The sequence below is a fragment of the Rhizobium sp. A22-96 genome, assembly GCF_053521805.1.
Genome location: NZ_JBNWDQ010000006.1, coordinates 1 through 26,307 on the forward strand (window position 1 = coordinate 1; position 26,307 = coordinate 26,307).

Annotated in this window: 22 protein-coding genes and 1 pseudogene; 9 read left to right on the plus strand and 14 right to left on the minus strand. The window is 57.6% G+C overall.

Translation table 11 applies throughout. The annotated features are described in order from the left end of the window. Positions 1-215, plus strand: a pseudogene (locus ACQZ6F_RS24740) (sodium:solute symporter); the annotation flags it as partial. A 122-nt stretch (positions 216-337) separates the two neighbouring features. Here ACQZ6F_RS24740 and ACQZ6F_RS24745 read toward each other — a convergent pair. From ACQZ6F_RS24745 to ACQZ6F_RS24775, 7 genes are read right to left on the minus strand one after another with little or no spacing between them, the layout of a single operon-like run. Further along, positions 338-1,249, minus strand: coding sequence for an RDD family protein (locus tag ACQZ6F_RS24745; protein ID WP_449094418.1), 912 nt, complete (start codon positions 1,247-1,249; stop codon positions 338-340). After that, entirely contained in the window at positions 1,246-2,322 is a 1,077-nt protein-coding gene (locus ACQZ6F_RS24750; RefSeq protein WP_449094791.1) for a stage II sporulation protein M, read from the minus strand. The genes ACQZ6F_RS24745 and ACQZ6F_RS24750 overlap by 4 nt, the downstream gene beginning before the upstream one ends. Beyond that, positions 2,322-3,641: a DUF58 domain-containing protein gene (locus ACQZ6F_RS24755; RefSeq protein WP_449094419.1), complete on the minus strand. Its 1,320-nt coding sequence runs from the start codon at positions 3,639-3,641 to the stop codon at positions 2,322-2,324. The genes ACQZ6F_RS24750 and ACQZ6F_RS24755 overlap by 1 nt, the downstream gene beginning before the upstream one ends. Further along, entirely contained in the window at positions 3,642-4,598 is a 957-nt protein-coding gene (locus tag ACQZ6F_RS24760) for an AAA family ATPase (protein ID WP_077467256.1), read from the minus strand. Beyond that, entirely contained in the window at positions 4,585-5,859 is a 1,275-nt protein-coding gene (locus ACQZ6F_RS24765) for a hypothetical protein (RefSeq protein ID WP_449094420.1), read from the minus strand. Before ACQZ6F_RS24765 ends, ACQZ6F_RS24760 begins: the two co-directional genes overlap by 14 nt. Beyond that, entirely contained in the window at positions 5,852-6,607 is a 756-nt protein-coding gene (locus ACQZ6F_RS24770; protein ID WP_449094421.1) for a hypothetical protein, read from the minus strand. Before ACQZ6F_RS24770 ends, ACQZ6F_RS24765 begins: the two co-directional genes overlap by 8 nt. Positions 6,608-6,610: 3 nt before the next feature. Then, positions 6,611-7,060 carry a DUF805 domain-containing protein gene (locus tag ACQZ6F_RS24775; RefSeq protein WP_449094422.1) on the minus strand — a complete coding sequence of 150 codons (450 nt, stop codon included), beginning with the start codon at positions 7,058-7,060 and terminating at the stop codon, positions 6,611-6,613. 591 nt (positions 7,061-7,651) lie between these two features. Here ACQZ6F_RS24775 and ACQZ6F_RS24780 point away from each other — a divergent pair. The 4 genes from ACQZ6F_RS24780 (at position 7,652) to ACQZ6F_RS24795 (ending at position 13,365) form a co-directional block, all read left to right on the plus strand. Then, positions 7,652-8,884, plus strand: a complete 1,233-nt coding sequence (locus tag ACQZ6F_RS24780; RefSeq protein ID WP_449094423.1) for a S41 family peptidase — start codon at positions 7,652-7,654, stop codon at positions 8,882-8,884. A 394-nt stretch (positions 8,885-9,278) separates the two neighbouring features. Further along, complete coding sequence (locus ACQZ6F_RS24785; RefSeq protein ID WP_077467260.1) at positions 9,279-9,545, plus strand: hypothetical protein; 267 nt, start codon at positions 9,279-9,281, stop codon at positions 9,543-9,545. Between the two features lie 311 nt (positions 9,546-9,856). Further along, positions 9,857-11,179 (plus strand): HlyD family secretion protein, encoded by a 1,323-nt coding sequence (locus tag ACQZ6F_RS24790; protein ID WP_449094424.1) that lies wholly within the window; start codon positions 9,857-9,859, stop codon positions 11,177-11,179. Continuing rightward, positions 11,176-13,365, plus strand: a complete 2,190-nt coding sequence (locus ACQZ6F_RS24795; protein WP_449094425.1) for a peptidase domain-containing ABC transporter — start codon at positions 11,176-11,178, stop codon at positions 13,363-13,365. The genes ACQZ6F_RS24790 and ACQZ6F_RS24795 overlap by 4 nt, the downstream gene beginning before the upstream one ends. Before the next feature lie 45 nt (positions 13,366-13,410). On the opposite strand, the gene ACQZ6F_RS24800 is transcribed toward ACQZ6F_RS24795, so the two are convergent. Then, positions 13,411-14,013 (minus strand): short chain dehydrogenase, encoded by a 603-nt coding sequence (locus tag ACQZ6F_RS24800; protein WP_449094426.1) that lies wholly within the window; start codon positions 14,011-14,013, stop codon positions 13,411-13,413. A 110-nt stretch (positions 14,014-14,123) separates the two neighbouring features. Between ACQZ6F_RS24800 and ACQZ6F_RS24805 the strand changes: the two genes are divergently transcribed. Then, entirely contained in the window at positions 14,124-15,023 is a 900-nt protein-coding gene (locus ACQZ6F_RS24805) for a LysR family transcriptional regulator (RefSeq protein WP_449094427.1), read from the plus strand. 319 nt (positions 15,024-15,342) lie between these two features. Further along, positions 15,343-16,902, plus strand: a complete 1,560-nt coding sequence (locus ACQZ6F_RS24810) for a putative bifunctional diguanylate cyclase/phosphodiesterase (protein WP_449094428.1) — start codon at positions 15,343-15,345, stop codon at positions 16,900-16,902. A 44-nt stretch (positions 16,903-16,946) separates the two neighbouring features. On the opposite strand, the gene ACQZ6F_RS24815 is transcribed toward ACQZ6F_RS24810, so the two are convergent. Further along, positions 16,947-18,362 carry an amidase gene (locus ACQZ6F_RS24815; RefSeq protein WP_449094429.1) on the minus strand — a complete coding sequence of 472 codons (1,416 nt, stop codon included), beginning with the start codon at positions 18,360-18,362 and terminating at the stop codon, positions 16,947-16,949. A gap of 112 nt (positions 18,363-18,474) precedes the next feature. Between ACQZ6F_RS24815 and ACQZ6F_RS24820 the strand changes: the two genes are divergently transcribed. After that, positions 18,475-19,257 carry a helix-turn-helix transcriptional regulator gene (locus ACQZ6F_RS24820; protein ID WP_449094430.1) on the plus strand — a complete coding sequence of 261 codons (783 nt, stop codon included), beginning with the start codon at positions 18,475-18,477 and terminating at the stop codon, positions 19,255-19,257. Between the two features lie 39 nt (positions 19,258-19,296). Here ACQZ6F_RS24820 and ACQZ6F_RS24825 read toward each other — a convergent pair whose 3' ends face one another. Continuing rightward, the gene (locus ACQZ6F_RS24825) at positions 19,297-20,628 is read right to left on the minus strand and encodes an APC family permease (RefSeq protein WP_449094431.1); all 1,332 of its coding nucleotides are present in this window, start codon (positions 20,626-20,628) and stop codon (positions 19,297-19,299) included. Between the two features lie 335 nt (positions 20,629-20,963). Then, positions 20,964-22,025, minus strand: coding sequence for a porin (locus tag ACQZ6F_RS24830; protein WP_449094432.1), 1,062 nt, complete (start codon positions 22,023-22,025; stop codon positions 20,964-20,966). Positions 22,026-22,547: 522 nt separating this feature from the next. On the opposite strand from ACQZ6F_RS24830, the gene ACQZ6F_RS24835 reads away from it, so the two are divergent. Continuing rightward, positions 22,548-24,065 carry an O-antigen ligase family protein gene (locus ACQZ6F_RS24835; protein ID WP_449094433.1) on the plus strand — a complete coding sequence of 506 codons (1,518 nt, stop codon included), beginning with the start codon at positions 22,548-22,550 and terminating at the stop codon, positions 24,063-24,065. A gap of 60 nt (positions 24,066-24,125) precedes the next feature. Here the strand turns inward: ACQZ6F_RS24835 and ACQZ6F_RS24840 are convergent, their stop codons facing one another. The 3 genes from ACQZ6F_RS24840 to ACQZ6F_RS24850 form a co-directional block, all read right to left on the minus strand. Continuing rightward, the gene (locus tag ACQZ6F_RS24840; RefSeq protein WP_449094434.1) at positions 24,126-24,770 is read right to left on the minus strand and encodes a Pr6Pr family membrane protein; all 645 of its coding nucleotides are present in this window, start codon (positions 24,768-24,770) and stop codon (positions 24,126-24,128) included. A 156-nt stretch (positions 24,771-24,926) separates the two neighbouring features. Next, positions 24,927-25,550: a DedA family protein gene (locus ACQZ6F_RS24845; protein ID WP_449094435.1), complete on the minus strand. Its 624-nt coding sequence runs from the start codon at positions 25,548-25,550 to the stop codon at positions 24,927-24,929. Then, entirely contained in the window at positions 25,547-26,164 is a 618-nt protein-coding gene (locus tag ACQZ6F_RS24850; protein ID WP_449094436.1) for a class I SAM-dependent methyltransferase, read from the minus strand. The genes ACQZ6F_RS24845 and ACQZ6F_RS24850 overlap by 4 nt, the downstream gene beginning before the upstream one ends. Between the last annotated feature and the right edge of the window lie 143 nt (positions 26,165-26,307).

The following is a 26,307-nucleotide window of genomic DNA, read 5'->3' on the forward strand; positions in this document are numbered from 1 at the left end:
GGTTCCGGGCACCGGCACTGCTGGCCGGCTGGGTCGTCGGCTTCTTCGGCGGCACCTATCTCGTCTGGGATGCCGGCTGGAAGCCGTTGCATGCGATCACACTCGGCGACACCAGCTTCACCGTCTATACCGGCCTCCTGGCACTTGCCGCCAATATTGTCGTGTCGGTAGTCCTCAATGCCGTCATCCCGGCAAGAGCGACGGCGCAAGGCTAAAATATGTCAGGCCGAAGGACGGCAAGATATCTTCCTTCGGCCTGCACATTCGTCTTCGCAAAACTGTCGAGCGGAACACAGTCAGCTCAAAGCAGGTTTTCGTGATAGCGAAGAAGATATAATCATAGTCGAATATCGAGCCCGGTTCCGCCAACCGTTTTTTCGGCCTGATGAAACTTGTTTTCCCGGCGAGTACCGAAAAGCCTCAACGTTTCCAGATGTTCGCGTTGTGCGCGATAGAAGGCCGTCAGAAAAAGCATTTCCTGGCCGGTCTTGACGGCATCTGGAAATTTGATTTTCCTGACAATGGTTCGCACGATCTCCGTGATTTCTTCGCTGCCCGAACTTTTGGTCGGGTCACGCAGCACATCTTCCAGCGTCTGCAGCTCGTATTTCCCGTAGACATCGAGATGCTCGGGAAGGAAATCGAACGCCACCTGCGCCGGCAGGATCATTGGCGCCGATATGACGAGATCGGACAACAGCACCGAGCGTGGATTGTCGACTACCAAAGTGCCGGCAATCATGTCACCCAGCCGCTGCCTGCGCTTATTGGCCAGCGGCACAATCAGGACCGTCAGGATCCAGGCGCTCGTCACGCCGCCTTCCCAGACCGACATTGAACCGATGGCAAGAGCCAAGGTCAGGGGAGTGAAAATCTCCACCTCTTTCATGAGGTTTCTGGCTGTGACCTGGTGTGGGGTGAGACGCCGCCCATTGACGTTGACGACGCGAATGCCCGTTATCCTTTTCCCGAGCGTACGGCCATTCCAGACAAGTTCCGAGAGGATGTAGTAGGGAGTGCGTATCAGGAACGCCAACAGGATGACCAGTGTTACCGCGGCTTCAGGAGGCAGAAAGCCGCCGAAGGCCAGGGCCACCGCGCAAACGAGCACCAGCAGAAAAGTGAAGATGAGGTCGAGGCATTGGGCGCCGAGGCGGGTTCCGAGCGATGCGATGGCGAAGCTGATCGGCACGCCCTCCGGCGGGATGAACTGCTCCATTCGCGTTGTGCCTTGCGGATATTCGCTCATCGCACAGGCTCACGCTCAGTTTTGCTTTCGCGGCCTGCGAATAACAGCCAGCTCACCCAGAAGACGCCCATCCCCCAGCCAATGACCAGGCGCAGGGTCGGGTCCTGTATGAGCTGGCGGAGAAATCCCTCGATAAAAGCTGCCACGATCAGCATCAGCGCCGCCAGAATGGCGAGCTTGACCGCATCATGTGCCTGATGGCGCAACGCCTCCCTGCGACTCCGCGATCCCGGCAACAGGACGGCTAGGCCGAGCCTTGCGCCGCCCGCACAGGCAATGGCGATGGCGGCAAGCTCGGTCACGCCGTGGATCGAAAGCCACGCGAACACATCGTAACCCAACCCCTTTTGAGCGAACATCGCGTAGAACGCGCCCAGCATCAGACCATTATAGAAGGTGAGCACGAAGCTTGGCACCGAGAGGAAAATACCGAGTGTAAAGATCAGGATCACGATCGAGGTATTGTGCGAAAACAGGAAGGTCGAAAACGCAGCCAACTTGTCGCTGGCATGCTGCTCGTCGCCATAGATGGTCGAGCGCAGATAATCGGCTGATGCATCCGGCGTCCGTTGGTCGGCCAATTCCGGGGGCACGAACGTATAAAGCCAGCTGGAGTCGTTCGTGTAGAGTTTGTAGCCGGCCGCAGCTCCCAGGATCAGGGCCAGAAAGCCTATGAACAGAGGCAGGGCCGAGCGACGGACAGCCTGCGGAATGCCATGCGTCAGCAGCCGGGTCGTCAATCCGCCGAGGCTTTCCTGCGGCGCATAGACGACCAGATACGCACGGGCGCACAGACTTTCGAGATAGGCGATCAGGGCACGGTCTAGAGAAATGTCGCGCGCGACGCTCAGGGAATTCATCGCCTGCCTGTAGCCGGCGGCAAGATCGCGGACTTCATCGTAACTCAAGGCGGCGGCACCACCCTTTTCGGCGCGTGTCACGAACTCGTCCAGACGACGCCAATGTGCCTCGCGCTCCATCCGAAATCGCGCGGAACGAAGCGTGTCGGCCTGTGCCACACCGGCGTTTACCGCCGTTGCCACATCTTTCGTTCCATCGATGCTGATATCCATCATATCATCTCACGAGATTTGATTTCTATATAGCGCGCCACGAGGTCCGAAGTCAGCGCTTCCGGTGTGCTATCGAGGCACAGAACACCCAGGCGCGCCAGCTTCTCCAATACGGCGCGCCTCTCCTGCAGAATCTGCCGCGCGGCCACGGAGCGGGCGACCGTGTCCAGCGTCATCTCCTCCGGCTCGGTGAACTTGGCCAGCATGGGATCGCGCAAGGCGACATAGACGATGAAATGATGCCGGGCCAGAACCTGCATGTTCTCGATCATCAACTCCGCCGTGATGCTGTCGACGAAATCGGAGAATATCACGATCAACGAACGCCGTTTCAGCCGACCGGACAGATGCGTCAGCCCGAGCGTATGATTGGTCTCCTGAGTTTCATAACGCAGCTGCGCGCAAACGGTCTGCAGACGCGGAAACGCGGATCGCCCAGGCAAAGCCGGCACGAAGAGGCGCGGCCGGCTGTCGAAGCTGTAGAATCCCACCAGGTCGCCCGCCAGTCCCGCGGCCCAGCACATGGCGAGCGCCGCGTTGATGGCACGATCGAGCTTCGGCACTCCAGCGAGCCGTTCGGCCATCAACCGTCCGGAATCGACGCACAATATGATCTGATGGTTTCGCTCGGCCCTCATCTCGCGCACGACCAGGCTGCGCATTCGGGCGGATCGCTTCCAATCGATGCTGCGCGAATCCATGCCGGTCGCAAATTCGCGCAGCTGATGAAATTCAGATCCTTCACCTCTCAGCCGCAGATCCTTCTGGCCGTTTTCGAGTGGCAGGATCTGGGCCTGTATCGCGCCCGACAAAACCGGCGAGATATCGGGCAGGACGGCGATATCCCTTTCGATTGGCATCGAAGCGATGATGTCCAGCAGTTTCAGTCGCGATGGCCATTTCAGCCAGAGCCTATGTATCCTGTATTGCCCTCGCCGCGTGAGGTGGAGGCCAGTGGAAGTTTTCGCTTGCTTGCGTCCGGTGTCCAGGGTGACCTCAGGCAATGCGTTCTCAGCTGACCCAAGTTCCGGAGCGAGATCCAGACGCGCCTCAATTCCGAGAGGCAGCAATCCTCTGTGCGGCTGTATGTCAACCGTGAGCTGCGCTGTATGGCCGACAAAGCCCTGCGGCGGCAGGTCGACCTCGATCTTCATGCGGCTCGATGGCGCCGACAATGCCAGATCGCCGACGGTCAATGCGGCGACAGCCACCCACGCCCAGATCAGCGGCAGGCTCATGTCAGCCCGCCACGCGCAGATGACGAGGGTCACTGCAGTCAAGATCAAGATGAGTGCGGTCAGGTAGGATGATGGCCGCATTTAACGAGGTGCATCCACGCGGTTTCTGATATTTCTCAAGACTTCATCGGCCGTGCGGCCATCGATTTCGGCCGCAGGCGACAGCACGATACGGTGGCGCAACGCCGGCACCAGCAGGGCCTGAACGTCATCGGGCAGTCCGTAATCTCGGCCTTCAAATGCCGCCCGCACTCTGACCGCCGCCGCAAGAGCATCTGCGGCACGCGTCGATGCGCCATGCAGAATATCGGGGTCCGAGCGAGTAGCGCGCACGAGGTCGACCACATAGGTCAAAATCGTGGTGTCCAGATGGATCTGATCGATCAGCGCTCGTCCTGCGGCAAGGGTCGCGCTCGAGATGAGTGGCTGAATACCGGCATTGCGTACGTCCGATTTCAGAGCCTGGTTCGCATGTTTGGACAGGATGGCGATTTCGATGGCGCGTTCCGGAAAGTCAACGACCAGCTTGAAGAGAAAGCGATCGAGCTGCGCCTCAGGCAATGGGTAGGTGCCATGCTGCTCGATCGGATTTTGCGTGGCAAGCACGAAGAAATCCGACCCGAGGGAGTAGTCGGTACCGTCGATCGTTATCACCCGCTCATTCATCGCCTGCAAAAGGGCCGACTGCGTCTTTGGAGGCGCGCGGTTGATTTCATCGGCGAGCAGGATGTCGGTGAAAACCGGACCCTTGGTCAGATGGAACTGATTTGTCTGGAAATTGAAGAGATTGATGCCGAGCACGTCGCCGGGCATCAGGTCGGGCGTGAACTGGATACGGCGGTATTCCAGCTCCATGGCCGCCGAAACAGCGCGGGCAAGCAGAGTTTTCGCCGTGCCGGGCGGACCTTCGACAAGGCAGTGCCCACGGGCAAAGATCGAGATCAATACAAGGTCGATAAGGGTGTCCTGCCCCTGGACGGCCTTGCCGATTTCGCCACGAACGGCGGCAATCAGATTGCGAAACTCACCTAGATCCAAGATCTGCACTCCCTAGCAACTTTCTGAATGTTTCGAGATTGCGATGCAGCTCCGACCGCGTCATGGCATGCCCTCGCTCGATGAGCGCCTGCGCCGTGGAACGCAATGCATGCGCCAAATTTTCGTCGCGGCGCGCCAGGCGCTGGAACATCCGCTCGATCCCCGGCTGATTGCCGGCCCCTGCTCCAAAGAGCAGCATCGCCTTGTCGGCCAGCAGATGCTGCACGAATTGCGCCGCCATGCGGCCGTCATTGCCGGAGAGGCGCAGCAGCCGCGCCATCGCTTCGATGGCGGCGGTTTTCGATATTTCGATATGAGAGGATCCGTCGGTCATAGGCGGCCCGAACCGATAGGCTCCCCGCCAGAAGCATATGACGACGACAAGCAGGATCGTCCCCCAGATGACCGACAGGGGATAGGCGAAAAAGCGCTTCAGATCGGTTGCGGAGCGCTCATAGGTCTTTCCCTCATCGACAGGTTTCTCGCCTTCGAGTGCCTGACCTTTCGTATCGAGAAAAACCGGCCGCGCCTCACCGGCACCACGCAGGTTCTTGATCAACGAGACAGCAAAGGCCGCGTTGTCGGCAAGTGCGAGCCCATGGTTGTTCAGCAGGTCCGGATCCGACAACAGATAAACTACGAAGCCGTTATCGCAACGCAGAAGCAAGGCGCCAGATGGCGTGCCTGCAAGCTCAGTGCAATGGCCGGGCAACTTGGACCGGTCGAACAATTGCGCCCGGTACAAGGCTATTTTCTCAGGTTGATCCGACGGCAGCTGTAACTGCGCCTCCTCGAATTCCGGCCCAAGCCGCTTCAGTCGCAGATCCGGAAGATAGATTTTCGCAAGTCCGCTATGAAGATCGGCAGGAGGCAGCAGCCCGGATTCCCGCGCAATGCCGTCCTTCGACACGCTGGCACGCCATTTTGGCAATATAACCAGCGTCGGCAAATCATAGAGCTTTGCCTCGTAGATCCAGGGCTTCAGATGGCCATCGGTTTTCTCGTCGTCGCTCTGACTTTCGGCGGTACCGTCCTGAGACGTCGGCAAAGACAGGATGCGCAGCGAGATTTCCGAACGCGACCGGGTGACATGATCATCGGATCGGACAACGGCTATTCCGTTGGATTGCAGCCATAGCTGAAGTCCCTTGTTGCCAAGTGGCGAGCGATCGTAATCACCGTCTCGCGGTGATCCGAATAATGCCAGTGCTGCCAGCGCGAGAAGCAGCCCGAGAAACAGCAAGGGACCAATTTTACGCATTGGCCACTCTGCCGTTAGAAAGAAATCCGCGCGCTATGGCAAGGAGATCGGTGAACTGGCTCTCCACCAGATCGCGACCGCCATAGTGGACAAGCTCCGCCTCGATCAGCAGGTTTTCAAGCCGGTCGCGCCCCGCCATATTCACCGGCAGACGCCCCAGAACGGCGCGTTCCGTATCGTAGCGAAAAAGCCGCGTTCCCGTTGCATCGGCGGCGTGAAGGAGGCAATGCCTCAACAGCAGAACAAGCGCCTGCCGCCGATCCCGCATGGCCGCGATCCTCTGCAGGAAATCGTTCGGCCGCTCTTCCATTTCGCGCGCGGGCGAGCCCCAGCTTTCGGGCACCTCTCCCTCGCGTCGCTTCATTTCCCGTGGCGCTGGCGCCAGCAACATGCCACCGCCTCCGAAGCGCATCCATAGGCCTATGATTGTCGCGAACGCGAGCAGCACCACGACAATGGCCACCGGCCCGTTTAAGATCGGGTCTCGCGGGTTAAATAGCGGCTCGCTCGACGATGGCGCCGCTCTCGCTGCTGTTTCGGGCGTTCGCGCCGCATCGCCATAAACAAGCGTGCAGCGCAAGCCGTACTGTGAGCATTGTGCAGCGTACGCGGCACCGACCTCGCTGGTTAGGCGATCGTTCTTTCCGTCACGCTCAACACCATTGCCCTGCGACCATGCCGGGTGGAGTTGAGTTGACAGGGCTAAGAACAGGCCCAGCACCAGCAGGCCGATGCTGCGGATCAACATGCCTCAGGCAAACACCGCCGCCGTTGCATCCGGACGCAATGGATCCGCGCCGAACTTGTTCGGACCATCAGTGCCCTTAAGCATGGTGATAACCAGGAGTGCGATGCTTGAGATGAAGCCGATGTAAGGAATTATGTTCAAGATATACAGGCCAAGAAGCCACCAACCGGAAATGTTGCGGTCATGGAAGCGGCGGACTTGAACAGAAATCTGCGGCAAGAACATCGCGAGCGCAAACAACCCGCCGAGAACTCCGATAGCGATGACAAGCGGAGAAGGGCCAGCCTGTCGATCGAAAGTAGTGCCGATCAGCACTCCTGCGACCAGACCGAATGCGAGAATCACCAGCAAATAAAATAGCTGGAACCACCAAAATTCCGAGCGGGAAGCCCTGCCGGAAAACGTAACGTACTTCAATTTCAGTACTGTCCGAACAGATTCAGAAAATCCCATTTTATCCCCCGTTCTATCTTGTGAGACGCGCCATGATCGTCGGGCCTCAACGATGTCTGCGTCCAAGAAAGTGACCCCGAACGATAAAGAGCTACAATTTGAACGTGAAACTTGCAAGAAGGCCGCGGTACCCATGGCTTATTTCAACCTTCTAATTCGCCATGAACCCGACTCCGGATAGGCGGACTACAAACAGGCGGCAGGTAACACCCCTACCCTCTCAGCAGCGAAAACAACAACTTATCGTGATCAGCGGCTTTGACACGCCATGGCGGCGGGCAGACATCGTCTCGTTGAGATGTCGGTTTATATCACGGGGGCAGGCCCTGGTTTCAGGCCATATTTCACGAATTACATGGGTTTACCCGGCCAAGCCTCGCAGATTCGGCCGTTTCGCACGTAGCGGGAATCGTCGGGGCATCGCTTGCATCGGCTATCTGAAAGTGAAGTACTTGCATTCCGAAGACAGGACATATCGCCAATCTCAATCGCGGATTATGGAAGCATGATGAAGCTACGATCGCTATTCCCCCGCCTTTTGGCGCGGCAATGCTTCAATCCGGGTTGCCATTCAAGCCAGCGGCTGTAGCGATGACCAAAAACACCGATGCTGGTAGGCCTCGCGATCCTGATGTAACAGATCGTGCCCATATTGCTTCCACCGCCTACCATGTGATCAAGCGCTATTTCGCTCATGCGGAGGGATTGCCCGCTGGTTATGACTTCGAGGCGCGTTACCGCGCCTACCTTGGGGAGGCGATCGGAGCCGAAAACCGGAACGCCTTTTCCCTGGCTACCATGCGCTTCTTCGCAAGCCTGCAAAACGGCCACACATTCTTCGAAGACAAAGTGCTATCCCAACAAGAGTCAGCACCGTTCAGCATAAAGCGGATCGACAGTCGGTGGACCATCATGCGATCAAGAATGCCTGAGTTAGCGCCTGGCGACGCGGTTGCTACGATTGACCACAAAGCTGTCGATGAGTGGCTCAAGCCGATCCATGACCATATTGGCCAATCCAGCCAAGCTGCGCTTGATCGGGCAACCTGGCGCCGGCCATTTCTGTTTCCGAGGCATTTCACGATCGGCATGGACGACGGCCGGCAAGTGCCTGTCGATTTGACCGCGCCGCTTGCAGGACCGGAACGAGGGCTGATGCCTTCGACGGAAGTCGAAACAATCCGACGCACAGACGGCTTGGTGGTGATCCGCATCCCCAGCTTTGCAAATCCAAGGTATGAGCAGGACGCGATTTCTGCCATTCACAATGCAGGGGATACCCATGCTATACTCCTCGATCTGCGTGATAATGGTGGAGGCAGCACACCCGGAAACCTGCTTTCGGCCATCATGACGAAGCCCTACCGGGGCACTCAAGTCGCCACCCCCATGACGATCGCCATGAACGACGCTTCGCACTCCTTTAACGGCACCATTCCGGCGTTGCCCACCCTGATGATGCGATACGGTCCAAATGTAACTGCGCCACTCGCAAATGCCTGGAGCGGAAATATAGCCCTGCTTGTTGACGGCGGATGTGCTTCCGCATGTGAGGATTTCGTCTTGCGCTTCCAGGATGGCGGACGAGGCCTTGTGCTTGGAGAGTCGACATATGGATCGACCGGGCAGCCTTATTTCGTGCGCTTCCCGGAATTTGGAATGTCGTTCAGAGTATCGACGAAACGCGAATATTTTCCTGACGGGCGTCAATTCGAAGGTGTTGGAATAACGCCCGACAGACTTATCCCGGTCACGCGCGAGGAGTTGACGAGCGGCACCGATAGTCAGCTCGAACTTGCAGCCAGCCTCGTCTTGGCGCAGTGATTTTCGTCGTACCATTCTCTCTCTGACATGTTCCCCGGCACCGTCCTTGAACGCAGCCAGCAACCGACGAACGGACCGCGCCGAATATCGGCCGTAAGGGCTTGCCGGAACCATGGCAACTTTTTCAAACGAATCTGTCTGCCAGAGATGTTCCTGCGCGCAATACTTGCGAAGTATTTGTTTATATATCTGTTTTCATTGCAGAAAATTCAAATTATAACACATTTGAAAAACGATATAACTTCAGTTGCTACGCGGTTTCATAGCCTGATATGAATCTTACATGATAACATTATCATGTTCGAAAATGTCGTTGATTCCGTGTTTTTGATGAGGCATCGTGCCAGCGTTGAGGGGTGGCGCACCCCTTCAAAACAGGAAAATGGAGTTAGTCATGTCTGTACTTGATAGCAGCTTGGACAATGCCGGTATCCGTGAGCTCCTGGACGGTGAACTCGATCATGTGGCGGGCGGCGGCTTGCTCGATGGACTCCTCGGTTCAATAGAAAAGGATGTGAACGGCCTTCTTGGTAACCCTGGTGGCGTTCTTGGCACCGTGCTTGGGAGTGCCGAAGGCGCTGTGAATGGCATCGTTGGTACGGTTGGCGGCATCGTTGGATCCCTCCCGGTCGTGGGCGGTCTGCTCGGCGGCCTTCTCTGACGCGAAAGGCTTGGTCGATTGGTCGACCTTGCGGGAATAACGAATAACCATGGACCCAAACGGCCCATGGCACGGAAGATGGCGCCCTTGCACTGATCCGATCAGTACAAGGGCGTCGGAGTCTAAGCAGGCACCACATCATCCCGGAATTTTGTCTCTGACATGCAAGCTGGCGCGCAAATTCTGATGCCGGCTTGTCAGTGTGATGTGCCTCTCACGGATTAGGCCCCAAAATAATGGGTGACCACCGGGATCGAGGACATCGCCAACGACGTGAGTGGTTTAACAGACGACTTAGCAGGACCAGCCCCATGTCCACATTGTTTCGTCGCGAAGTGCTGCAAGCCAAACAGGATGCCTGGCTTGGCCAGGTGCAGGTCGTTTACCCTCTGTCCGTTCGCCTCGTTGCGATCACCAGCCTGGTGTTGCTGGCGGCTTGCCTGACATTTTCGATCATGGGCAGCTACACGCGCCGCGTCTATGCCAGCGGGGTAGTGATGCCTCGCGCGGGCTTGATTACGATCGCAAGTCCGGCAGCGGGCGTGATCGATGGAATGGCCGCGACGGAAGGGCAGAAGGTGCGCGCTGGCCAGTTCCTTTATGCAATCAATCTGGAGGCAACCTCAACCGCTGGCCCGACACAGGAGCGTGTCATTGCCGCCCTGACGGACCAGAAGGTGGCGTTGCAGCGAGAACTGTCGTTGCGAAAATCGATGGCGACGGTGCAGAAACAGGGACTGAAGGACCAGCTTGCCAATCTTAATTTGCAGCATAAGAATCTTGCGGCGCAATTGGCCGCCGATGAGCAATCCTTGCCGCTGATGAAGGCGTCCATGGATCGATTGAGCGATGCAGCCAACCGCCGTATCGTTACCGACGCCTCCTTCCAGTCCCAGGCATTCATCTATGCCGAGGCCCTTGGCCAGCATGCGCAGTTCGAACAGACATATCTGACGCTGGAAGGCAAAATCGCTGATGTCACCGCGCAGCTGTCTTTGTTCGACGACAATCTGGAAAAGGATGTAAGCGGGCTCGATCGCGCGATCTCGCAGCTCGATCAGCAAATCGCCGAGGTCCAGGCCAAGCAGGCGATCCAGGTTCTGGCACCTGCCGACGGCGTGCTGACGGCCGTGCGCGCGCATGTGGGGCAGCCGGTCGGTGCCGGCGCTGTGCTGGTCACGCTCCTGCCCAATGGCCAGGCGCTGCAGGCGGATCTCTATGTCGACAGTTCCTCGATAGGTTTCATCAAGGAGGGAGCCCCGGTCCTTCTGCGTTTTGCGGCCTTCCCTTTCCAGCGCTTCGGTCTCTACGAAGGCCGCGTCAAGGAAATCACACGCGCGCCCGTTCAAGCCATTTCCGTAGCCGAAACCGGATCGTCCTTGGCAGCCGGAGGACAAGCGCCCTCGCCCGGCAGCTCTTCCGGTCAGGGCGGCCAATACCGCGTCGTGGTCGAACCCGACTTGCCATATGTCATCGTCGACGGGAATCAAAAGCCGCTGGAGGTCGGCATGGAAGTGGGAGCAGACATCGCACTTGATAGCCGTCGCATTTACGAATGGGCGCTCGATCCACTTTATCGCGCTCGCAGCAGCATTGGTGTGGTCACCGGCGTACCCAAGCAGGCAGCGCCATGAAGCTCGACCGTGTGCTGCAATTCGGTTTCAGCCGCCGCCTACCCATCATCCTGCAGGCCGAGGCGGCCGAGTGCGGCGTGGCCTGCCTGGCCATGATCCTGGGTTTCCATGGCCATGCGATTGACCTCGGAACCATGCGGCGGCGCAATGCCGTGTCCTTGAAGGGTGCAACGCTGCGCGATCTGATCAAGCTGGCAGACGCAATGGGGCTCTCGACGCGGCCCCTGCGGCTGGAGTTGGCAGACCTTCGCAAGCTGCGCCGGCCCTCCATTCTCCATTGGGGCCTCAATCATTTCGTGGTGCTGCAAAGTGTCGGACATGGCAAGATCACGATCCATGACCCGGCGGTCGGGCGCCGGGTGATTTCGATGGAGGAGGCTTCGCGCGAGTTTACCGGCGTGGCGCTCGAAGCCTTGCCGAACGAACGCTTCGTTCGCGCGGATGAACGACACGATCTGAAGCTGCGGCATCTGTTCCGCAATATCACGGGCGCCGGTTCGTCTCTCGTCAGCATCCTGCTCCTCTCGCTGGGAATTGAGCTTATCGCTCTTTTGATGCCGATCGGCTCGCAAATCATCATCGATGAAGTCATCGTGTCGGCCGATTATGACCTGCTGCTGACCGTGGGGGTCGGCCTTGCCGTGTTCCTCGTCCTGCAGCTGGTCATCAGCGCGGCGCGCACCTGGGCGATCATGCTCGTGAGCACCACGATCAATCTGCAATGGAATACCGGGTTGTTCGATCATCTGACCCGCTTGCCGCTGGATTTCTTCGAGAAACGGCATATCGGCGATATCATCTCGCGCTTCGGCTCGCTCGCCACGATCCAGAAGGCGCTGACCACCGATCTGGTTCAGGCGGTGCTGGATGGGCTCATGTCCATCGGCATGGTGGCGATGATGTTCATCTATGGCGGATGGCTTGGCTGGGTAGCGATGATCGCCACCGCCCTGAACGCTTGTCTGCGGCTGCTTCGCTACCAGCCATATCGTCAAAGCACGGAACAGGCGATCGTCTATGATGCCAAGCAGCAGACGCATTTCATCGAGACCGTGCGTGGAATGGCCAGCGTTAAGCTACTTGGCTTGCGCGATCGCCGCCGCTCTGTCTGGCTGAATTATCTGGTGGACAGCATCAATGCCAAGCTGCGCCTGCAGCGTCTGGATCTGATCTTCGGCCGGGCCAATGAACTGCTCTTCGGCGCTGATCGGCTGGTCATGATCATCCTGGCGGCGCAAATGGTCATGACCAACAAGATGACTGTCGGCATGCTGGTGGCATTCCTGTCCTACAAGGATCAGTTCGCCACCCGCGTCGGAAGCCTGATCGCGTCATGGTTCCAGCTCCGGATGCTCAACGTGCAGACCGATCGGCTGGCCGATATCGTGCTGGCGGAGCAGGAGGAAGAAGGCAGCGGTTTCGCCGCGCCGGCGATCCACGACAAGCCCGACCTTTGGGGTGCAGCGCTTCGGGCCGAGGATCTGTCCACTCGTTATGGCGAAAACGAGCCGTGGATCCTGCGTGGCGCCGATCTGGATATACCATCGGGCCAGAGCGTGGCGATAACCGGCCCCTCCGGTTGCGGCAAGACAACCCTGCTGAAAGTGCTGATGGGTTTGCTGGCGCCCACGGAGGGGCGCGTGTCTATCGACGGCATCGATATCCGCGCGATAGGGGGCACCGCATATCGGCATCAGATCGCTGGTGTACTCCAGCATGATGGCCTGTTCGCAGGCTCGATCGCCGATAATATCTGCGGCTTCGATCCCAATCCCGATCGGGGCTGGATCGATGAGTGTGCGTCACGCGCTGCGATCCTGCAGGATATCCAGCGAATGCCCATGGGCCTCGAGAGCCTTGTCGGCGATATGGGCAGCAGCCTATCGGGCGGCCAGATGCAACGCGTCGTCCTGGCTCGGGCGCTCTATCGTCGGCCACGAATCCTGTTTCTGGATGAAGCGACGAGCCATCTCGACGAGACCACCGAGGCGGCCATCGTGGCAGCCTTGCGCGACCTGCAGATGACCCGCGTGATCGTTGCGCATCGGCCCGCCACCATCGCCAATGCCGATTTGGTCATTCCCTTCGCCACACTCGGCGTCGCCCATCTCGGCGGCAGTCTGCACCGGAGCGGCATCGAACGAGACACAAAGCGACCAGGGTCGCTTCCCGATAGACAGGCTTGAACCATCACACTGGGCAGAGATCATGTCGGCGCAGATGCCCGCGCATCATCCATATGCCTTGACGATTCCACCCGTGCCGCTACCCTCCACGCAATGGACATAGGCCCGCATCAGCCGATCCATCGGCACCAATTTCATTCCCGGAAACAGATGACCGAAATTTTCGATCGAGTCGGCAACCATCGTCGGACTGACGGCATTGATGCGCAGGCCGCGCGGCAACTCGATTGCCGCCGACAGGACGAAACTATGCAGCCCGCCACTGATAACCGCGCCACCGGTAACGCCTGGCCAAGCCTGATCGGCGAATATGCCGCTGGTCAACGTAAACGAGCCATTGTCCGCGAGGTAGCGCTGGCCGATCAGCACCAGATTAATCTGGCCGAAGAACTTCCCGCGCATGTTCTCAAGCAAGGCTTGTTCAGTCAGGTCGGAGAAACGATCCAACGTGCCCGATGCCGCAACGCAGATGCAGGCGTCTATGGGCCCCATCGTCCGATACATCCGCTCAATGCTGTCAGCCGACGTGATATCGACCGCTACGTCCCCACCTGAGCGGCCGGCGATCATCACCCGATGCCGCACCGCCAGCTCCGCGCAGAGTGGACGCCCAATGGTCCCCGCCCCTCCGACGACAAGAATTTGCATTCCACTCTCCCTATGCTGTCCATGACATCAACTGAAGAGGAAGATCGCTCACTGGATTTGAGAAGAGAATACTCTATTATGTGATATTACTTTGAAGGGAATAATGCATAATGCGGGGCAGCGAGTTTGCCGACCTCAAGGCGTTCGTCGCCATCGCAGAACGCGGCAATTTCTCGGCCGCGGCAAGAACACTGGCTATTTCGCCATCCGCCTTGAGCCAGCGGATTCGTGAGTTCGAGGCCCGGCTGGGTGTGCGGCTGTTCAATCGCACGACCCGGAGTGTTGGCCTGACCGAGCAGGGACAAGCGCTGCTGGACAAAATCGTGCCGCTCTTTGCCGGCTTTGACCAGGCAGTCGCCGAACTGATGGCCGAAAACGCCGAGGTGGCCGGCTCACTGCGGCTCAATCTCTCACGCGTCGCCGCCATGTATCTGCTGGGGCCTCATCTGGAGGCGTTTCACCAGGCCCATCCCGCCGTGACACTCGACATCACCATCCAGGACACCTTCTCGGACATTGTTGCCGGGCGGTTCGACGCCGGTATTCGCCTTGGCGAAACCCTTGAAAAGGACATGGTGGCGGTACGGATGGGCGGACGAAGGGCTTCCGTGGTGGTCGCAAGCCCGGAGCTTATCGACCGGATGGGAAGACCAGAAAGTCCTCAGGACCTGCACCGGTTCCCTTGCATCCGCTTCCGCTGGCCCGGTGCGATGAACATCTATCGCTGGGAATTCGAGAAGGGCAGCGATGTTCTCGAGATCGATGTTGACGGCCCGTTAATCGCCAATGATACCGCGATGATGCTGAAGGCAGCAGAGCAAGGGCTGGGCCTTGCCTACTTGCTGGACCTTGAGGCAAGAGAGCAGATTGAAGCTGGTCGATTGGTGCAGCTTCTTCCCGATTGGACGCCCTCGTTCGGCGGTTTCTACCTGTATCATGCCAGCGCAAGACAGATGCCGAAGCAACTCAGAGCGTTCATCGACTTCCTAAGCGACCGGCTGAACATGTAGCGCCCTCGCTTTCCAGTTCGCATTTATCACTGCCCCATAGAGCGACAAATCAAACGCACCTATTGCTCACTCCAAGCAAGTAATTCGGGGTGATTTGCAAAAATTTAATCAGACATACGTCAAGGTGAAATGAGTATGGCTGAACTTAGGAAGCCCCCGCTTTACGCTAGCGCAACAGGCCCCTTGTTTTGCAACTTCAATCGCGGGCAATTGTTGAGACATCAATCCTCTCTGAAATAGATCGATCCGTTATGGAAACAAAGGCCGCATAGATCGGCACATAAAGATATCGTCAAGGGAGATATGCTTGGGGGAGAGCATGCCGGAATTCTTGAGGAGTAAAGCTGGGAGGCAACTTGTTGCCCTCGTTTCCGGCTCGACATTGTTGTGGATCATCGGTTTCTTTTGGCATCGAAACATCTTCGGCGGCCTCAGGGCACTCGGTGACAACGCCACTGACGTCCTGTTTCTGTCATTTACGATTGTGGGCGGAGCGAGTTTTATCTATTCGTGCCTGCGAATTCTTGACCTCCGCAAGGAAATGCTGCGGCAGGAAGAGCGTGGAAAGCGGGCGCACTGGATTGCCACGCACGATCATCTCACGCGCCTGCCGAACAGATATGCGTTCGAGAAATTCGAGATCGTGAAGGCGGTGAATGCAGAGGAAGACGATCAGGAACCAACCGCAACGATTTTTTCCATCGACCTGGACGGGTTCAAGAAAGTCAACGATCTGGTCGGTCACCAGGGAGGCGACAAGCTTCTGCAGGAAGTGTCGAAAAGGCTGTCTGCGCTCGCCGATGAATCGAGCGTCTTCCGTCTCGGCGGTGATGAATTCATCGTTGTGACCAGAGGGCTGATCTCAGAGAAGGACGAAAAATTCGCAAAGCTCCTCATTCACGCCATTAGCCACCCCATCCAGGTGGGGGCGATATCGTGCCAGGTCGGAGCGAGCGTCGGCTATGCTCGCTGGCCGCAGCAAGGGGATTTGCTGCAGGAAGTCTGCCATCGCTCAGACATCGCGCTCTATGAGGCCAAAAGCGTCGGCACCAACATTGCCCTTCGATTTTCAGAGGATATGCAGCTCAAGGTCACCGCACGGGCAAAGCTTGAAGGAGAACTTCGGCAGGCCGTCACGGAATGCCGCATCAAACCATATTATCAGCCTTTGATCGACCTGCGGTCAGGACAGGTCTGCGGGTTCGAGGCGCTTGCCCGATGGATTGTAGATGATGGCACGAGCATCTCGCCGGCGCTGTTCATTCCCATTGCCGAAGAAACCGGCTTGATGACGCCCTTGTTTCAGCAGCTTCTCCACACCGCGTGCAATGATGCCAAGTCGTGGCCCCAGCACATATCGCTTTCCTTCAATGTCTCCGCCATTCAGATGGATGATCGGCTTCTCGCATCCCGGATTCTCAAGATCCTCGAGGATACGGGCCTGCCATCATCCCGGCTCGAGGTTGAGATCACCGAAAATGCCTTGATCAGGGATCCGGATCTTGCGGCATCGATTATCGACGATCTTCACAGTGCGGGCATTCAGATCGCGCTGGATGACTTCGGCACAGGCTATTCGAGCCTCGCGCAGTTGGCGCGCTACCAGTTCGACAAGATAAAGATCGACAAGAGCTTTGTCAGATCAGCACGGGAACATGATGACCGGCATGAAAAGATCGTGCAGGCGCTGCTGATCATGAGTCGCGGCCTGGATGTGAAAACCACCGTGGAAGGCATCGAAGAACATGGGCAATTGATGTACTTCCTGCGTGAGGGATGTGACATCGGACAGGGCTATCTTTTCGGGAAGGCCATGCCCTTCCCCGAAACAATGCCATATATTCGGGATCGCGAAGAGCTATCACGCAAGACGGCCTGAGCTATCTCCTGAAATCCCCGACACTTCGCTCCTACATGAGATGATCATGCCAGCAACAACGAGGATTCCATTGCCGCAGCAAATGACAAGACCTGTTCGTCGGCAAAACGCCGGCCGATGATCTGAAGCCCCACCGGCAAGCCGTTCGACGCATGTCCGGCCGGCAGCGACAGAGCGGGGAGCTGCGGCAGCAGGTTGAAGGGACAGGTCATATCGAGGCCCGCAAACTTGCCGTTCGGCAATGTCGCGACATAATCGTCGTCGTTCTCCCGCACTGATGGAGCGGTGATCGCGCAGGTCGGGCACAGCAAGGCGTCATAGGTCTCGAAAATCGTTGCCATGTCTCGCCACATGGAGGTGCGGAGCAGTTCCACGCGCTTGTAGTCCGTCGCATTGGCGGCAAGGCCACGCTCGATTATCGAAACGACGACGGGATCCATCTGGTGTCTGTATTGGATCAGGCGTTCGCCGAAGAATGAAGACATGAACACGCACCACACGTCGAACCATTGGTCGTTGACGGCGCGGGTCCAATGCATCGGTACCTCATCGACGACAGCGCCCAGCTCACGAATTCTCCCGATCGCCTCGCGCATCACGGCCGCGACTTCGGGTTGGATCTCGTAATATCCAAGATCGATCGAGAAGGCGAAACGCCTGCCTTCCAAACTCCCCTTTCGCGCGGCTTCCCCCGAGAAACTCAGGGGCAGCGACATGATGTCTTCATCGCTGGGGCCGCTCGCAGCCTCCATGAAGGCAACGGCATCACCGACCGTTCGTGCCAAGGGTCCAAAATGCGAGATATTGTCGAAAACGCTCGGCAGGATCGTCATCGGAATGCGGCCAAGGCTTGGCTTCAGCCCGACGACGCCGCAGAAGGCGGCGGGAATGCGAACCGATCCACCCATATCGGTGCCCTCGGCAAATGGCACGGCGCCGGTTGCCACCGCCGCCGCCGAACCGCCGGAGGAACCGCCGGGCGTTCTTTCGAGATCCCAGGGATTGCGGGTGGCACCCCATCGCGGACTATGCGTGAAGCTTGCATAGGCGAATTCCGGGGTTGCCGTCTTGCCGATCAGGATTGCTCCGGCGTCTTCGAGCCGGCGGATGCAAAGCGCGCTTTTCTCCGGTATCCAATCACCCGATGTCCAGGACCCCAGTGTGGTCAAATCCCCTTTCGTCGGCGTCAGGTCCTTTGCCGCGAAGGGTACGCCGTGAAGAGAGCCAACCGTCCCGCCTTCGGATAGAATCCGGTCCGCCTTGCGAGCCGAAGCAAGTGCTTGCTCCTCGCGGATCACGGTGAATGCATTCAGCGTCGCGTTGGCAGATTTTGCCCGGCGAATTGACTCCGCGACGACGGCTTCCGAAGTGAACTGCCCCGAGCGGATACCGCTTGCGATTTCGGTCGCGGGAAGGTCGAGTGGATGAGTAGTGGAAAGATTTCCCTGAGGCTTGTTCACGAGATCGGTTTCCGTTCTTTCGGGCCTATTGCATTTCGCGGGTAAAGCGCGCGTGCTACTGATGTGGTTGCGATGTCCGACAAAGAGAATGCAAGGAAAGGTCTGCTTTTTGATGAGTTCGGCTGCGACATCGAACACCCAGACGCCACCTTTCGACGTTTGGAACACCAGTCTTGGTACTGCAGCAAGTTCCATCGGCTCGCACGTGTTTCCCGATGCCCTGGCCGTCACATTGCGGCTTCTGGCGCCGTTCCAGATGATGAACGGCTTTCTCTACTCTCCGGACGGACACGCCTTCGATCTCTACAATGAAAAGATCGTCGCCAAACGATCTGTCATTGTCGATCGTTATCTGGCCGGGGCGTTCGTGCTCGACCCGTTCTACGATGCCATCTGCAACGATAACAGCGAACGCATGATCGTGATGCGTGACCTTGCTCCCGACGACTTCAGGCAGACCGAGTATTTCCGGCTGCACTACGCGACAACCGAGATCGTCGATGAGATCGGTTTCGTGCTCAAGCTCGAGAGCAATTTTGTCGGCGTGCTCTCCTTGTCCAGAACCGGTATCGCGCCGTTGTTTTCCGGCGAGGATCTGGTCCGGCTGAGAGCCGCCGCACCGGTTATTTGTGCGCTGGGAGAACGGCATTGGTTTCACGTTCCCAGCCTCTCCCTCGACAGCAAGACCGCACCGGCGGCCTCGAAGATCGAGCACCCTGCTCTCACCAAGCGCGAATTGGAGATCGTCACGCTGATCCTCAAAGGACATTCCACCCTCTCGCTTGCGGCGGTTCTTTCCCTCTCCCCGAATACGGTCAAGGTGCATCGCCGGCAGGTTTACGCAAAGCTGAATATCTCAAGCCAGGCCGAGTTGTTCCGCCTGTTTCTGGCGTGAGGCCCGGCCACAGGCCGAGCCTCCTTTTCGTCCAGCACCCTACTCCGCAAAATCCATTTCCGGAGGAGCCGTCTGGAAGGCACGAGTGAGATAGGCAAGATAGGCGATACCGATCACCAGCCAGACGAGACCGAGAATCTTGGCATCCTTGTCGAGGTTCCAGAGAAGGAAGAGATCGCAGACAGCCGCTACCGCCGGGATGACGAGGCCAATCAGGGCTCCGAGCGGCTTAACCTCGGCATTGTTCTTCAGATAGAGAGCGATGACCGAGATGTTGACCGCCGTAAAGGCCAGGAATGCGCCGAAATTGATGAAGGAGGTGGACGTGGTGACGTCCATGGTCAATGCGAGCAGGCCGACAATGCCGACAAGGATAAGGTTGAGCAGCGGCGTATGCCACTTCGGATGCAGGCTGCCGAAGAAGGCCGATGGCAGCACCTTGTCGCGCCCCATGGCATAGAGCAGACGACCGACGCTCGCCTGGGCGGCAAGACCGGAGGTGAACTGCGCGACAACCAGCGTGGCGAGGAAGATCGTGACGAACAGATCGCCGCCGATCGTCTTTGCGATTTCATTGGCCGCTGCATCGGCGGAAACAAAATCGAAACCGGGATGGGCAAGCTGCGTGACATAGGCCGAGGCAATGAAGATCAGGCCGCCGGCAAGCGCCGTGATCAGGATCGCCCTCGGCATCGTGCGCTTGGCATCCTTTGTTTCCTCCGTCAGCGTCGAGACTGCATCAAAACCGAGGAAGGAATAAGCAGCGATCGCAGCGCCGGCGACAGATGCCGAGAAAGGCACATCCGGCTTGAAGAAGGGCGTGACGGAAGCAAGACCGCCGGGACCGTTCAAGGCAATAACATATCGCGCCGCCAGGAAAACGAACGCCGCGAGAACCGCGAGCTGCACCACCATCAGGATGAAATTGACGCGGTTGGCAAAGGCGATGCCGACGACATTGACGATTGTCGTTACCGCGATGAAGCCGACGATCCAGATCCAGCCTGGAATGCTCGGAAACGCGGATGTCAGATAGGCGGCGCCGATGAGCCATATGACCATCGGCAGAAAGAAATAATCGAGCAGGACGGCCCAGCCGACAAGGAATCCGATGTTCGGATTGATCGACCGGCGGGCATAGGTATAAGCCGACCCGGCGACGGGATAGACGCGTGCCATGACGCCATAGCTGATGGCTGTCAGAAGGATTGCTCCGGCGGCCACGAGATAGGCCATTGCCGTCGTTCCCTGGCTTGCCGTTGCAAGCGCCCCGAAGGTGCCGAAGACGATCATCGGCGTCATGTAGGCCAGGCCAAAGAGCACGACGGACCAAAGCCCGAGCGTCCGGTCAAGTTTCACAGTGTTGTTCATGTTCCGCCTCCGCGAAGAGTTCTTGTTTATCTTCTCGGAAACTGCGCAGTGCAGATAAATCAGCCATTCCCGCGCAGGTCTCCGCCCGCTGCTTTTTCTTATTTATGAAGAAAACATGACCGAGGGGGTGGCCGCTTGATATAACCCCAAGGTGTTATATCGGCAGCGCTGGCTGGATAGGTGAAGCTTGCTGCCCATTGCCTCTCTTTAGCCTGTGCTGCTCCGCATATGATGCACGATCTTTGCAGGTATGATTCAGGCCGACATGAAAAGAAGGCCTGGAGGGAAACCAGGCCTTCTTCTCTTTTCTGATCGGAGGTCAATTTCAGATCAGATTAGAAGCTGCGTTCGAAGCGAAGGATACCGGCCCATTGGCTTTCGTTGATCGAATCCCAATTGGTGTAGGAGACTTCCGGTTCGATGAGCAGGTTCTTGACCGGGTTCCACTTGACGTTCGTGGTCGCGGCAAAGATCTTGGAGTCGGTGTAGGCAAGCTGGAAGTTCCACTTCAGCTTGTCGTTGATCGGAACGCTTGCGCCACCCCAAACTGCCCAGTCACCCCAGCCGATGTCAGCTGCATCGCCAGCACCGTTTGCGCCGGCATACTTGTTCAGCTTGCTGCCATCGGTGTTGTAGCCGCCCATCAGGAAGGCCGAGAAGACACCGAAGTCAGCGTCAACACGAGCCTTGATAGCACCTTCTTCGACGATCGAGTCGTAACCGCCGACCACCTTGAAGCCCCATGCACCAGACTTGAAGCCGGCACCGGCGACAACGTCAGGAGCATAGTGGTCAGAGCTGTCTTCGCCATTCGAGCCGGTAGCGCCCGAACCGGAGTTGGTATCTTCAAGCGAGATCACAGCCGTGAAGCCATTGCCTGCATCGTAGTTGTAGGTGATCTGGTTCAGTTCATACGGGCCGTCATAGACCACGTCGTCGTTGATGACGTCGCCGGCGTAACCGGTGAATACGTTGAACTGCGAGTCTTCCTTACCAACGGTGAAGCCACCGAGGCTGATGCTGGCATGCAGCAGGTTGGTAGAGGTCGAACCGCCGTCGTTCCAGTCCCAACGCAGTTCGGTATTGGTCTTCAGAGCACCGTATTCGGTGTCCGTAGCCGTTTCGAGACGCAGTTCAGCACGGGTGTGCCAAAGCGTGCCCAGGCGTGCATTGGGGTTGTAAGGAGTGTACCACTGACCTTCGGTACGAACCTTGCCGCCGATCTTGAGGCAGGTTTCAGTGCCCGGGATGAAAAAGTAGCCGGCACCGTAAGCGTCGCAGATGCGAACATATTCCAACGGCTCCGGCTCAGCAGCGACAACGGCATCAGCTGCGTGCGCACCGGATACTACTGCCAACGCAGCAGCGGAGCCGAGAAGAAGGCTCTTGATATTCATTTTTTCTCCAATCGCTTTGCCAAATCAGAGCGACACCAGCGTTGACCCGCTGCATTCGTTGATTTGGCTGTTCCCTATGATTGGAAGCCCATGGGCCCCCACGCACAGGATAGGGACGGAAAATCTCGCGACGGAATCCAATACTTCGGTCGCAGCCGCTAAATCAGGCAGGGGAAGGTGCGGCAGATGTATAATTACAACATATATCAAATAAACTTAAACTGATTTACTTAAGTATACATGATAGAAACATTAGAAAACAAACTTTTGGTATATATACGGAATCGGTAGATGTCTTATAGTAAGTCTTATTTAGTATTTGTCCAGTGCACCATGGAATAAATGGCCCCTGCTGCATCAAAGATAGCAATGGTGTGTGGGCGGCACCGCCAGGATGGCCAAGAAAGATGTCAGCATCACAACGCTCGACATCCTTTTCTTCGAGTTCGGAGATCTTAGCCTTGTCGGTATCGTGCGGTGTGACCGAGGCTTCGGCAGCGCAACTTTTTCAGCGTTTCCCGCATGGCACATTCGCGGCTTGCCGAAGACGATGAAAAATCAGTCTCTCGGTTCGCAGGAAATGAGCACAATTACCGATTTGAAAACACAATGAAATTCAGCGTCACTTCAAGATCGTCAGCTAACAAGGCCGGAATCGGTGCTGAAAGATTGATGGCACGATGCAATGTAGCGAATAATTCGTGCGGGGCAGAGACAAAGATGAACGACCAAACCCATTCTTTCGGTGCAGCCCCGATTTTGGATCGGCAATGGGCCTTCATCATTGGTGGACTCTGGCTCGTCGTCATGTCTGCCTCGCTGATTGAAAGTTACGCCTATCGTTATGCTGGCGTCTTGCTCCTGATTTTGTCGCTCATTTCCTATCTGCGCTCCTCATCAAGGCCATCAATCGACTGGCGAGGGTGGCTCTGCCTGGCCTGGGGCACCTATGCGCTGCTGCGATTTTCTCTTCAGTTCGCGCTGGAAAGCGATCATCCGGTCGGCGATCGCGATCTGCTGTTCCTGATGCCGCTCGTTTTCCCGTCTCTCGCTTATGCGCTGTTTCTATGCTGGCCTCACCTCGAGAGGCTCATCGCTGTCTACTTCGGTTTCGCGCTCATCGTCCTCTTATGGGGTGCGCGGATTACTGAGGTCGCCGCGGGCAAGACGGTCATTCCGTTGATCCAGCACAATCAAATACACGGCGCGGTTTGCTGCGGTATGATTTTTATAGGCGCCGTGTTCTGGCTGCTCTATTACCTGACCGAGGGAGCCGACAGGCGCACGATGCGCCTCTATGCTTCCGTTCTGTCCCCGCTCATCTGCCTACTCTGCCTGATTGGCATCTATGGGGCAAAATCGAAAGGGGTCTGGCTTTCGCTCCTTCCGGTATTGCCGATCCTGGCATTTCTGGCACTTCGCAGCCTGAAACAGCGACTGGCTGTGCCGCTCGTCCTTGCCTCGCTCGCTTTGCTCGCCGCAGGTGCCTATGCGGTCCGGGACAATATCGACCACACAGCCGGAGCGACAGTCTCCGCCGCTCTCGCCATGTTCAAGGATGCCGGCACGACCGAGCCAATTGGCCAGGCCGTCTCGCGCTCCATCGAGAGCGGCAGTACGCCGCTTGCCATGAGCGAGCGCCTGCAGCTCTGGTCAAACGCGTGGGAATTGTTCTCCGCCGCGCCGATTTTCGGCTGGGGAACAGAATGGCTCACACGCTGGCCGCATACTCGCTATCCAAATGTCGGATATACTTTCATGCACAATGGCTACCTCGAAATCCTCATCCGGCATGGGATATTCGGCGCGGTGGTTTTGGCCGCGATGCTGGCCTGCTTTTGCGCCAGCGTCTGGCGGGTGGCAAACAGGGGGATCATCCCAAGGCACGCCATGTATGCCTATTTTCTGATTCTCTTCTTTTTCAGCTTGACCATTCTCAGCAACTCGAACAACCGGCTCGCCAGCGGAGAAAGCCTGTCGATCCTGACCGCCGCCTTCGCCCTGGCATGCGAACTGAGAATTCGCAGGCAGGCAGCTTGAAGCGGGTTTCATATCAAGGAACCGGAAAATGAGCCGTTCCTGCCCCGCACACGACTGCTATCAAGTTTGTCGCGAGTAAAACCTGGCAGCCACGCGATCAAGGGCGATGAAAATCCCGCCAAGAGCCAGGAATATTACGCCCAAGATCGTCATGTTGATCAGAACGGCGTTTAGGCCAATGTCGCTCACCTCCAAAAAGGGGTAGGGATAAAATCCCGAGAGATGACCATGGATCAGCGAGTATATTGAGTAGAGCGCGGGAAACAGCAGCCACCAGATCGCATCGCGCCAGGAAAGCCTGCCGCGTTCAACAAGGAAAATCCAATCCAGCGCGGTGAGTAACGGGATCCAATAATGAAGTATCTGGTCCCCCCACAATTGCCACCCGCGTGGATGCCAAACGTCCTGCAGCACCCATACATAGACGCAGCCCGCGACGCCGACATAAATGAGGAGTGCGGTTTTCGTGGCTGAACGTTTGGCCCATCGTCCGATCCCCGATGACGGCGTGATTTCAGCCGACAGCAGTGCAATAACGAGCAGAATATTCGCTTGGATCGTAAAATAGCTCAGGAAATTGGTCGTCAATCGTAATCGTGAGACATGGGCTGCCGGTATGATGGCCGCGTATGAGATGACGATGCCTGATAGCGCCAGCAGTGCGATCATCCAACGCCAGAACCGGACTGAAATTCTCTTGGACATCGCGGTCTCGCAGAGTTCTAGGGCAACCGACCCCCGCTCGCGAGGTGCACGACTTACGCATATGTCGTAGATCGAGTCGACAATACCCGTCTCTAGCGCACCAGCTCAAAAATCGAAATCTATTTTCGGCTTCATGACTTGGAGAAGCCGCGCTGCTTAACCTTTCGTCACTCTCTTGCGCAGCCGTACGGCGATTAGCAGTGCTCCTTCGGCAGCAATAATCGTTATGAGGACCCAGAAGCCGCTCTGGACAACGTCTCTTCCGCTGTAGCGCAGGCCATAGCCGAGGCACAGAAAGGACCCGTTCCAGATCAAACAGCCAAGCGATGTCGCCGCCAGGAAAGTTTTGGGATCGAGCCGCAGGGCACCGGCCGGCAAGGCCATATAGATCCTGACTGCAGGGATGATCTGGCCAGACAACGTCACCCAGAAATGGTTGCGGCGATAGCTGTCCGTCAACCCGTCATAGAACGAGAGCCGCAGCAGTATGTATCCACCATAGTTGGCGACTGTACGACGAACCCTCTGCGGTCCGAACATCCAGCCGACTGTATACCAGCCAAGCCCACCTGTGACCGAACCGGCTGTCATTGCCGCAATGGAGAAGGCAAGCGTGAGGGGATCGGGCGCCATCAAGCCGAGGAGCATCAAAAGGATGTAGGATGGGAAAAGCGGGACAAACTTTTCCACGACGGCGAGACAGAAAATTCCCCCAAGCCCGAAGTTGATGAATACTGTGATCGTACCAGGCGCTTGCGCCACAAGTTCCTGCGCCGTCATGCGAGCTTCGATCCCACCGATCCGGAACCGTTCAGGACTTTGCAATCGCCGGCCCTGGAGATCCGGTAGACGGAGGCTGGCGGCAGGTTCCAGACAGTTCGGCCGATCCGCACGTCTCTAAGGTTTAAATGATCCAGCACCTGGTCCGGCACCGGACAGCGAGGGCCATAGGTGATCTGATGAAATGCTCCGCCCGGTCTGAGATTCTTGAAAGCGCCGCCGAGAATGGCGCGGATCTCCCGTACCCGCATGGCACGAAAGCCCAGCCCGCTGACCACCGCACCGAAGGGAGCGCCTTCCAACAGTTCCATCTCGCCAATCCGCGTCGCGTCCAGACAGAGCACGCGCGCCCTGGGAAAGCGTTTTTGCAGGAGCCTCGCGAAATCAGCACTCAGCTCGACCAGCGTGAGGTCATCTTCGCGAACGCCGCGTTCGAGAAGTGAATAGGTGAAGGCTCCCGTACCCGGGCCTAGTTCCATGACCGCACCTGTGGCGGGTCCAATGCCTTGCGTCATCAAGGCTGATACGCGAGAACCCGAAGGGGCTACGGCTGAGATGGCACGGGGATTGCGAAGCCAGGCAAGAAAGAACGAGGCGGCGTCAGTGAGCAGCATGACAGCCACTCTCAATTGCGAAATATCGATCAGCGGCGAAGCCGTTGAGGTTACTGGGCATTGGTGCTTCCTTCCAAGATGAGGAAGCGAGGTCTCACACACCCAGATTGAGAAAACCTGTCATGCCGGAGTACCTCGGAAGA

Excerpts from the sequence above, each read along its gene's own strand:
- ACQZ6F_RS24745 (WP_449094418.1), bottom strand. The coding sequence starts at position 1,249 with ATGAGCGAATATCCGCAAGGCACAACGCGAATGGAGCAGTTCATCCCG.
- ACQZ6F_RS24750 (WP_449094791.1), bottom strand. The coding sequence starts at position 2,322 with ATGGATATCAGCATCGATGGAACGAAAGATGTGGCAACGGCGGTAAAC.
- ACQZ6F_RS24755 (WP_449094419.1), bottom strand. The coding sequence starts at position 3,641 with ATGCGGCCATCATCCTACCTGACCGCACTCATCTTGATCTTGACTGCA.
- ACQZ6F_RS24765 (WP_449094420.1), bottom strand. The coding sequence starts at position 5,859 with ATGCGTAAAATTGGTCCCTTGCTGTTTCTCGGGCTGCTTCTCGCGCTG.
- ACQZ6F_RS24770 (WP_449094421.1), bottom strand. The coding sequence starts at position 6,607 with ATGTTGATCCGCAGCATCGGCCTGCTGGTGCTGGGCCTGTTCTTAGCC.
- ACQZ6F_RS24775 (WP_449094422.1), bottom strand. The coding sequence starts at position 7,060 with ATGGGATTTTCTGAATCTGTTCGGACAGTACTGAAATTGAAGTACGTT.
- ACQZ6F_RS24780 (WP_449094423.1), top strand. The coding sequence starts at position 7,652 with ATGACCAAAAACACCGATGCTGGTAGGCCTCGCGATCCTGATGTAACA.
- ACQZ6F_RS24785 (WP_077467260.1), top strand. The coding sequence starts at position 9,279 with ATGTCTGTACTTGATAGCAGCTTGGACAATGCCGGTATCCGTGAGCTC.
- ACQZ6F_RS24790 (WP_449094424.1), top strand. The coding sequence starts at position 9,857 with ATGTCCACATTGTTTCGTCGCGAAGTGCTGCAAGCCAAACAGGATGCC.
- ACQZ6F_RS24795 (WP_449094425.1), top strand. The coding sequence starts at position 11,176 with ATGAAGCTCGACCGTGTGCTGCAATTCGGTTTCAGCCGCCGCCTACCC.
- ACQZ6F_RS24800 (WP_449094426.1), bottom strand. The coding sequence starts at position 14,013 with ATGCAAATTCTTGTCGTCGGAGGGGCGGGGACCATTGGGCGTCCACTC.
- ACQZ6F_RS24805 (WP_449094427.1), top strand. The coding sequence starts at position 14,124 with ATGCGGGGCAGCGAGTTTGCCGACCTCAAGGCGTTCGTCGCCATCGCA.
- ACQZ6F_RS24810 (WP_449094428.1), top strand. The coding sequence starts at position 15,343 with ATGCCGGAATTCTTGAGGAGTAAAGCTGGGAGGCAACTTGTTGCCCTC.
- ACQZ6F_RS24820 (WP_449094430.1), top strand. The coding sequence starts at position 18,475 with ATGAGTTCGGCTGCGACATCGAACACCCAGACGCCACCTTTCGACGTT.
- ACQZ6F_RS24825 (WP_449094431.1), bottom strand. The coding sequence starts at position 20,628 with ATGAACAACACTGTGAAACTTGACCGGACGCTCGGGCTTTGGTCCGTC.
- ACQZ6F_RS24830 (WP_449094432.1), bottom strand. The coding sequence starts at position 22,025 with ATGAATATCAAGAGCCTTCTTCTCGGCTCCGCTGCTGCGTTGGCAGTA.
- ACQZ6F_RS24835 (WP_449094433.1), top strand. The coding sequence starts at position 22,548 with ATGGCACATTCGCGGCTTGCCGAAGACGATGAAAAATCAGTCTCTCGG.
- ACQZ6F_RS24840 (WP_449094434.1), bottom strand. The coding sequence starts at position 24,770 with ATGTCCAAGAGAATTTCAGTCCGGTTCTGGCGTTGGATGATCGCACTG.
- ACQZ6F_RS24845 (WP_449094435.1), bottom strand. The coding sequence starts at position 25,550 with ATGACGGCGCAGGAACTTGTGGCGCAAGCGCCTGGTACGATCACAGTA.
- ACQZ6F_RS24850 (WP_449094436.1), bottom strand. The coding sequence starts at position 26,164 with ATGCTGCTCACTGACGCCGCCTCGTTCTTTCTTGCCTGGCTTCGCAAT.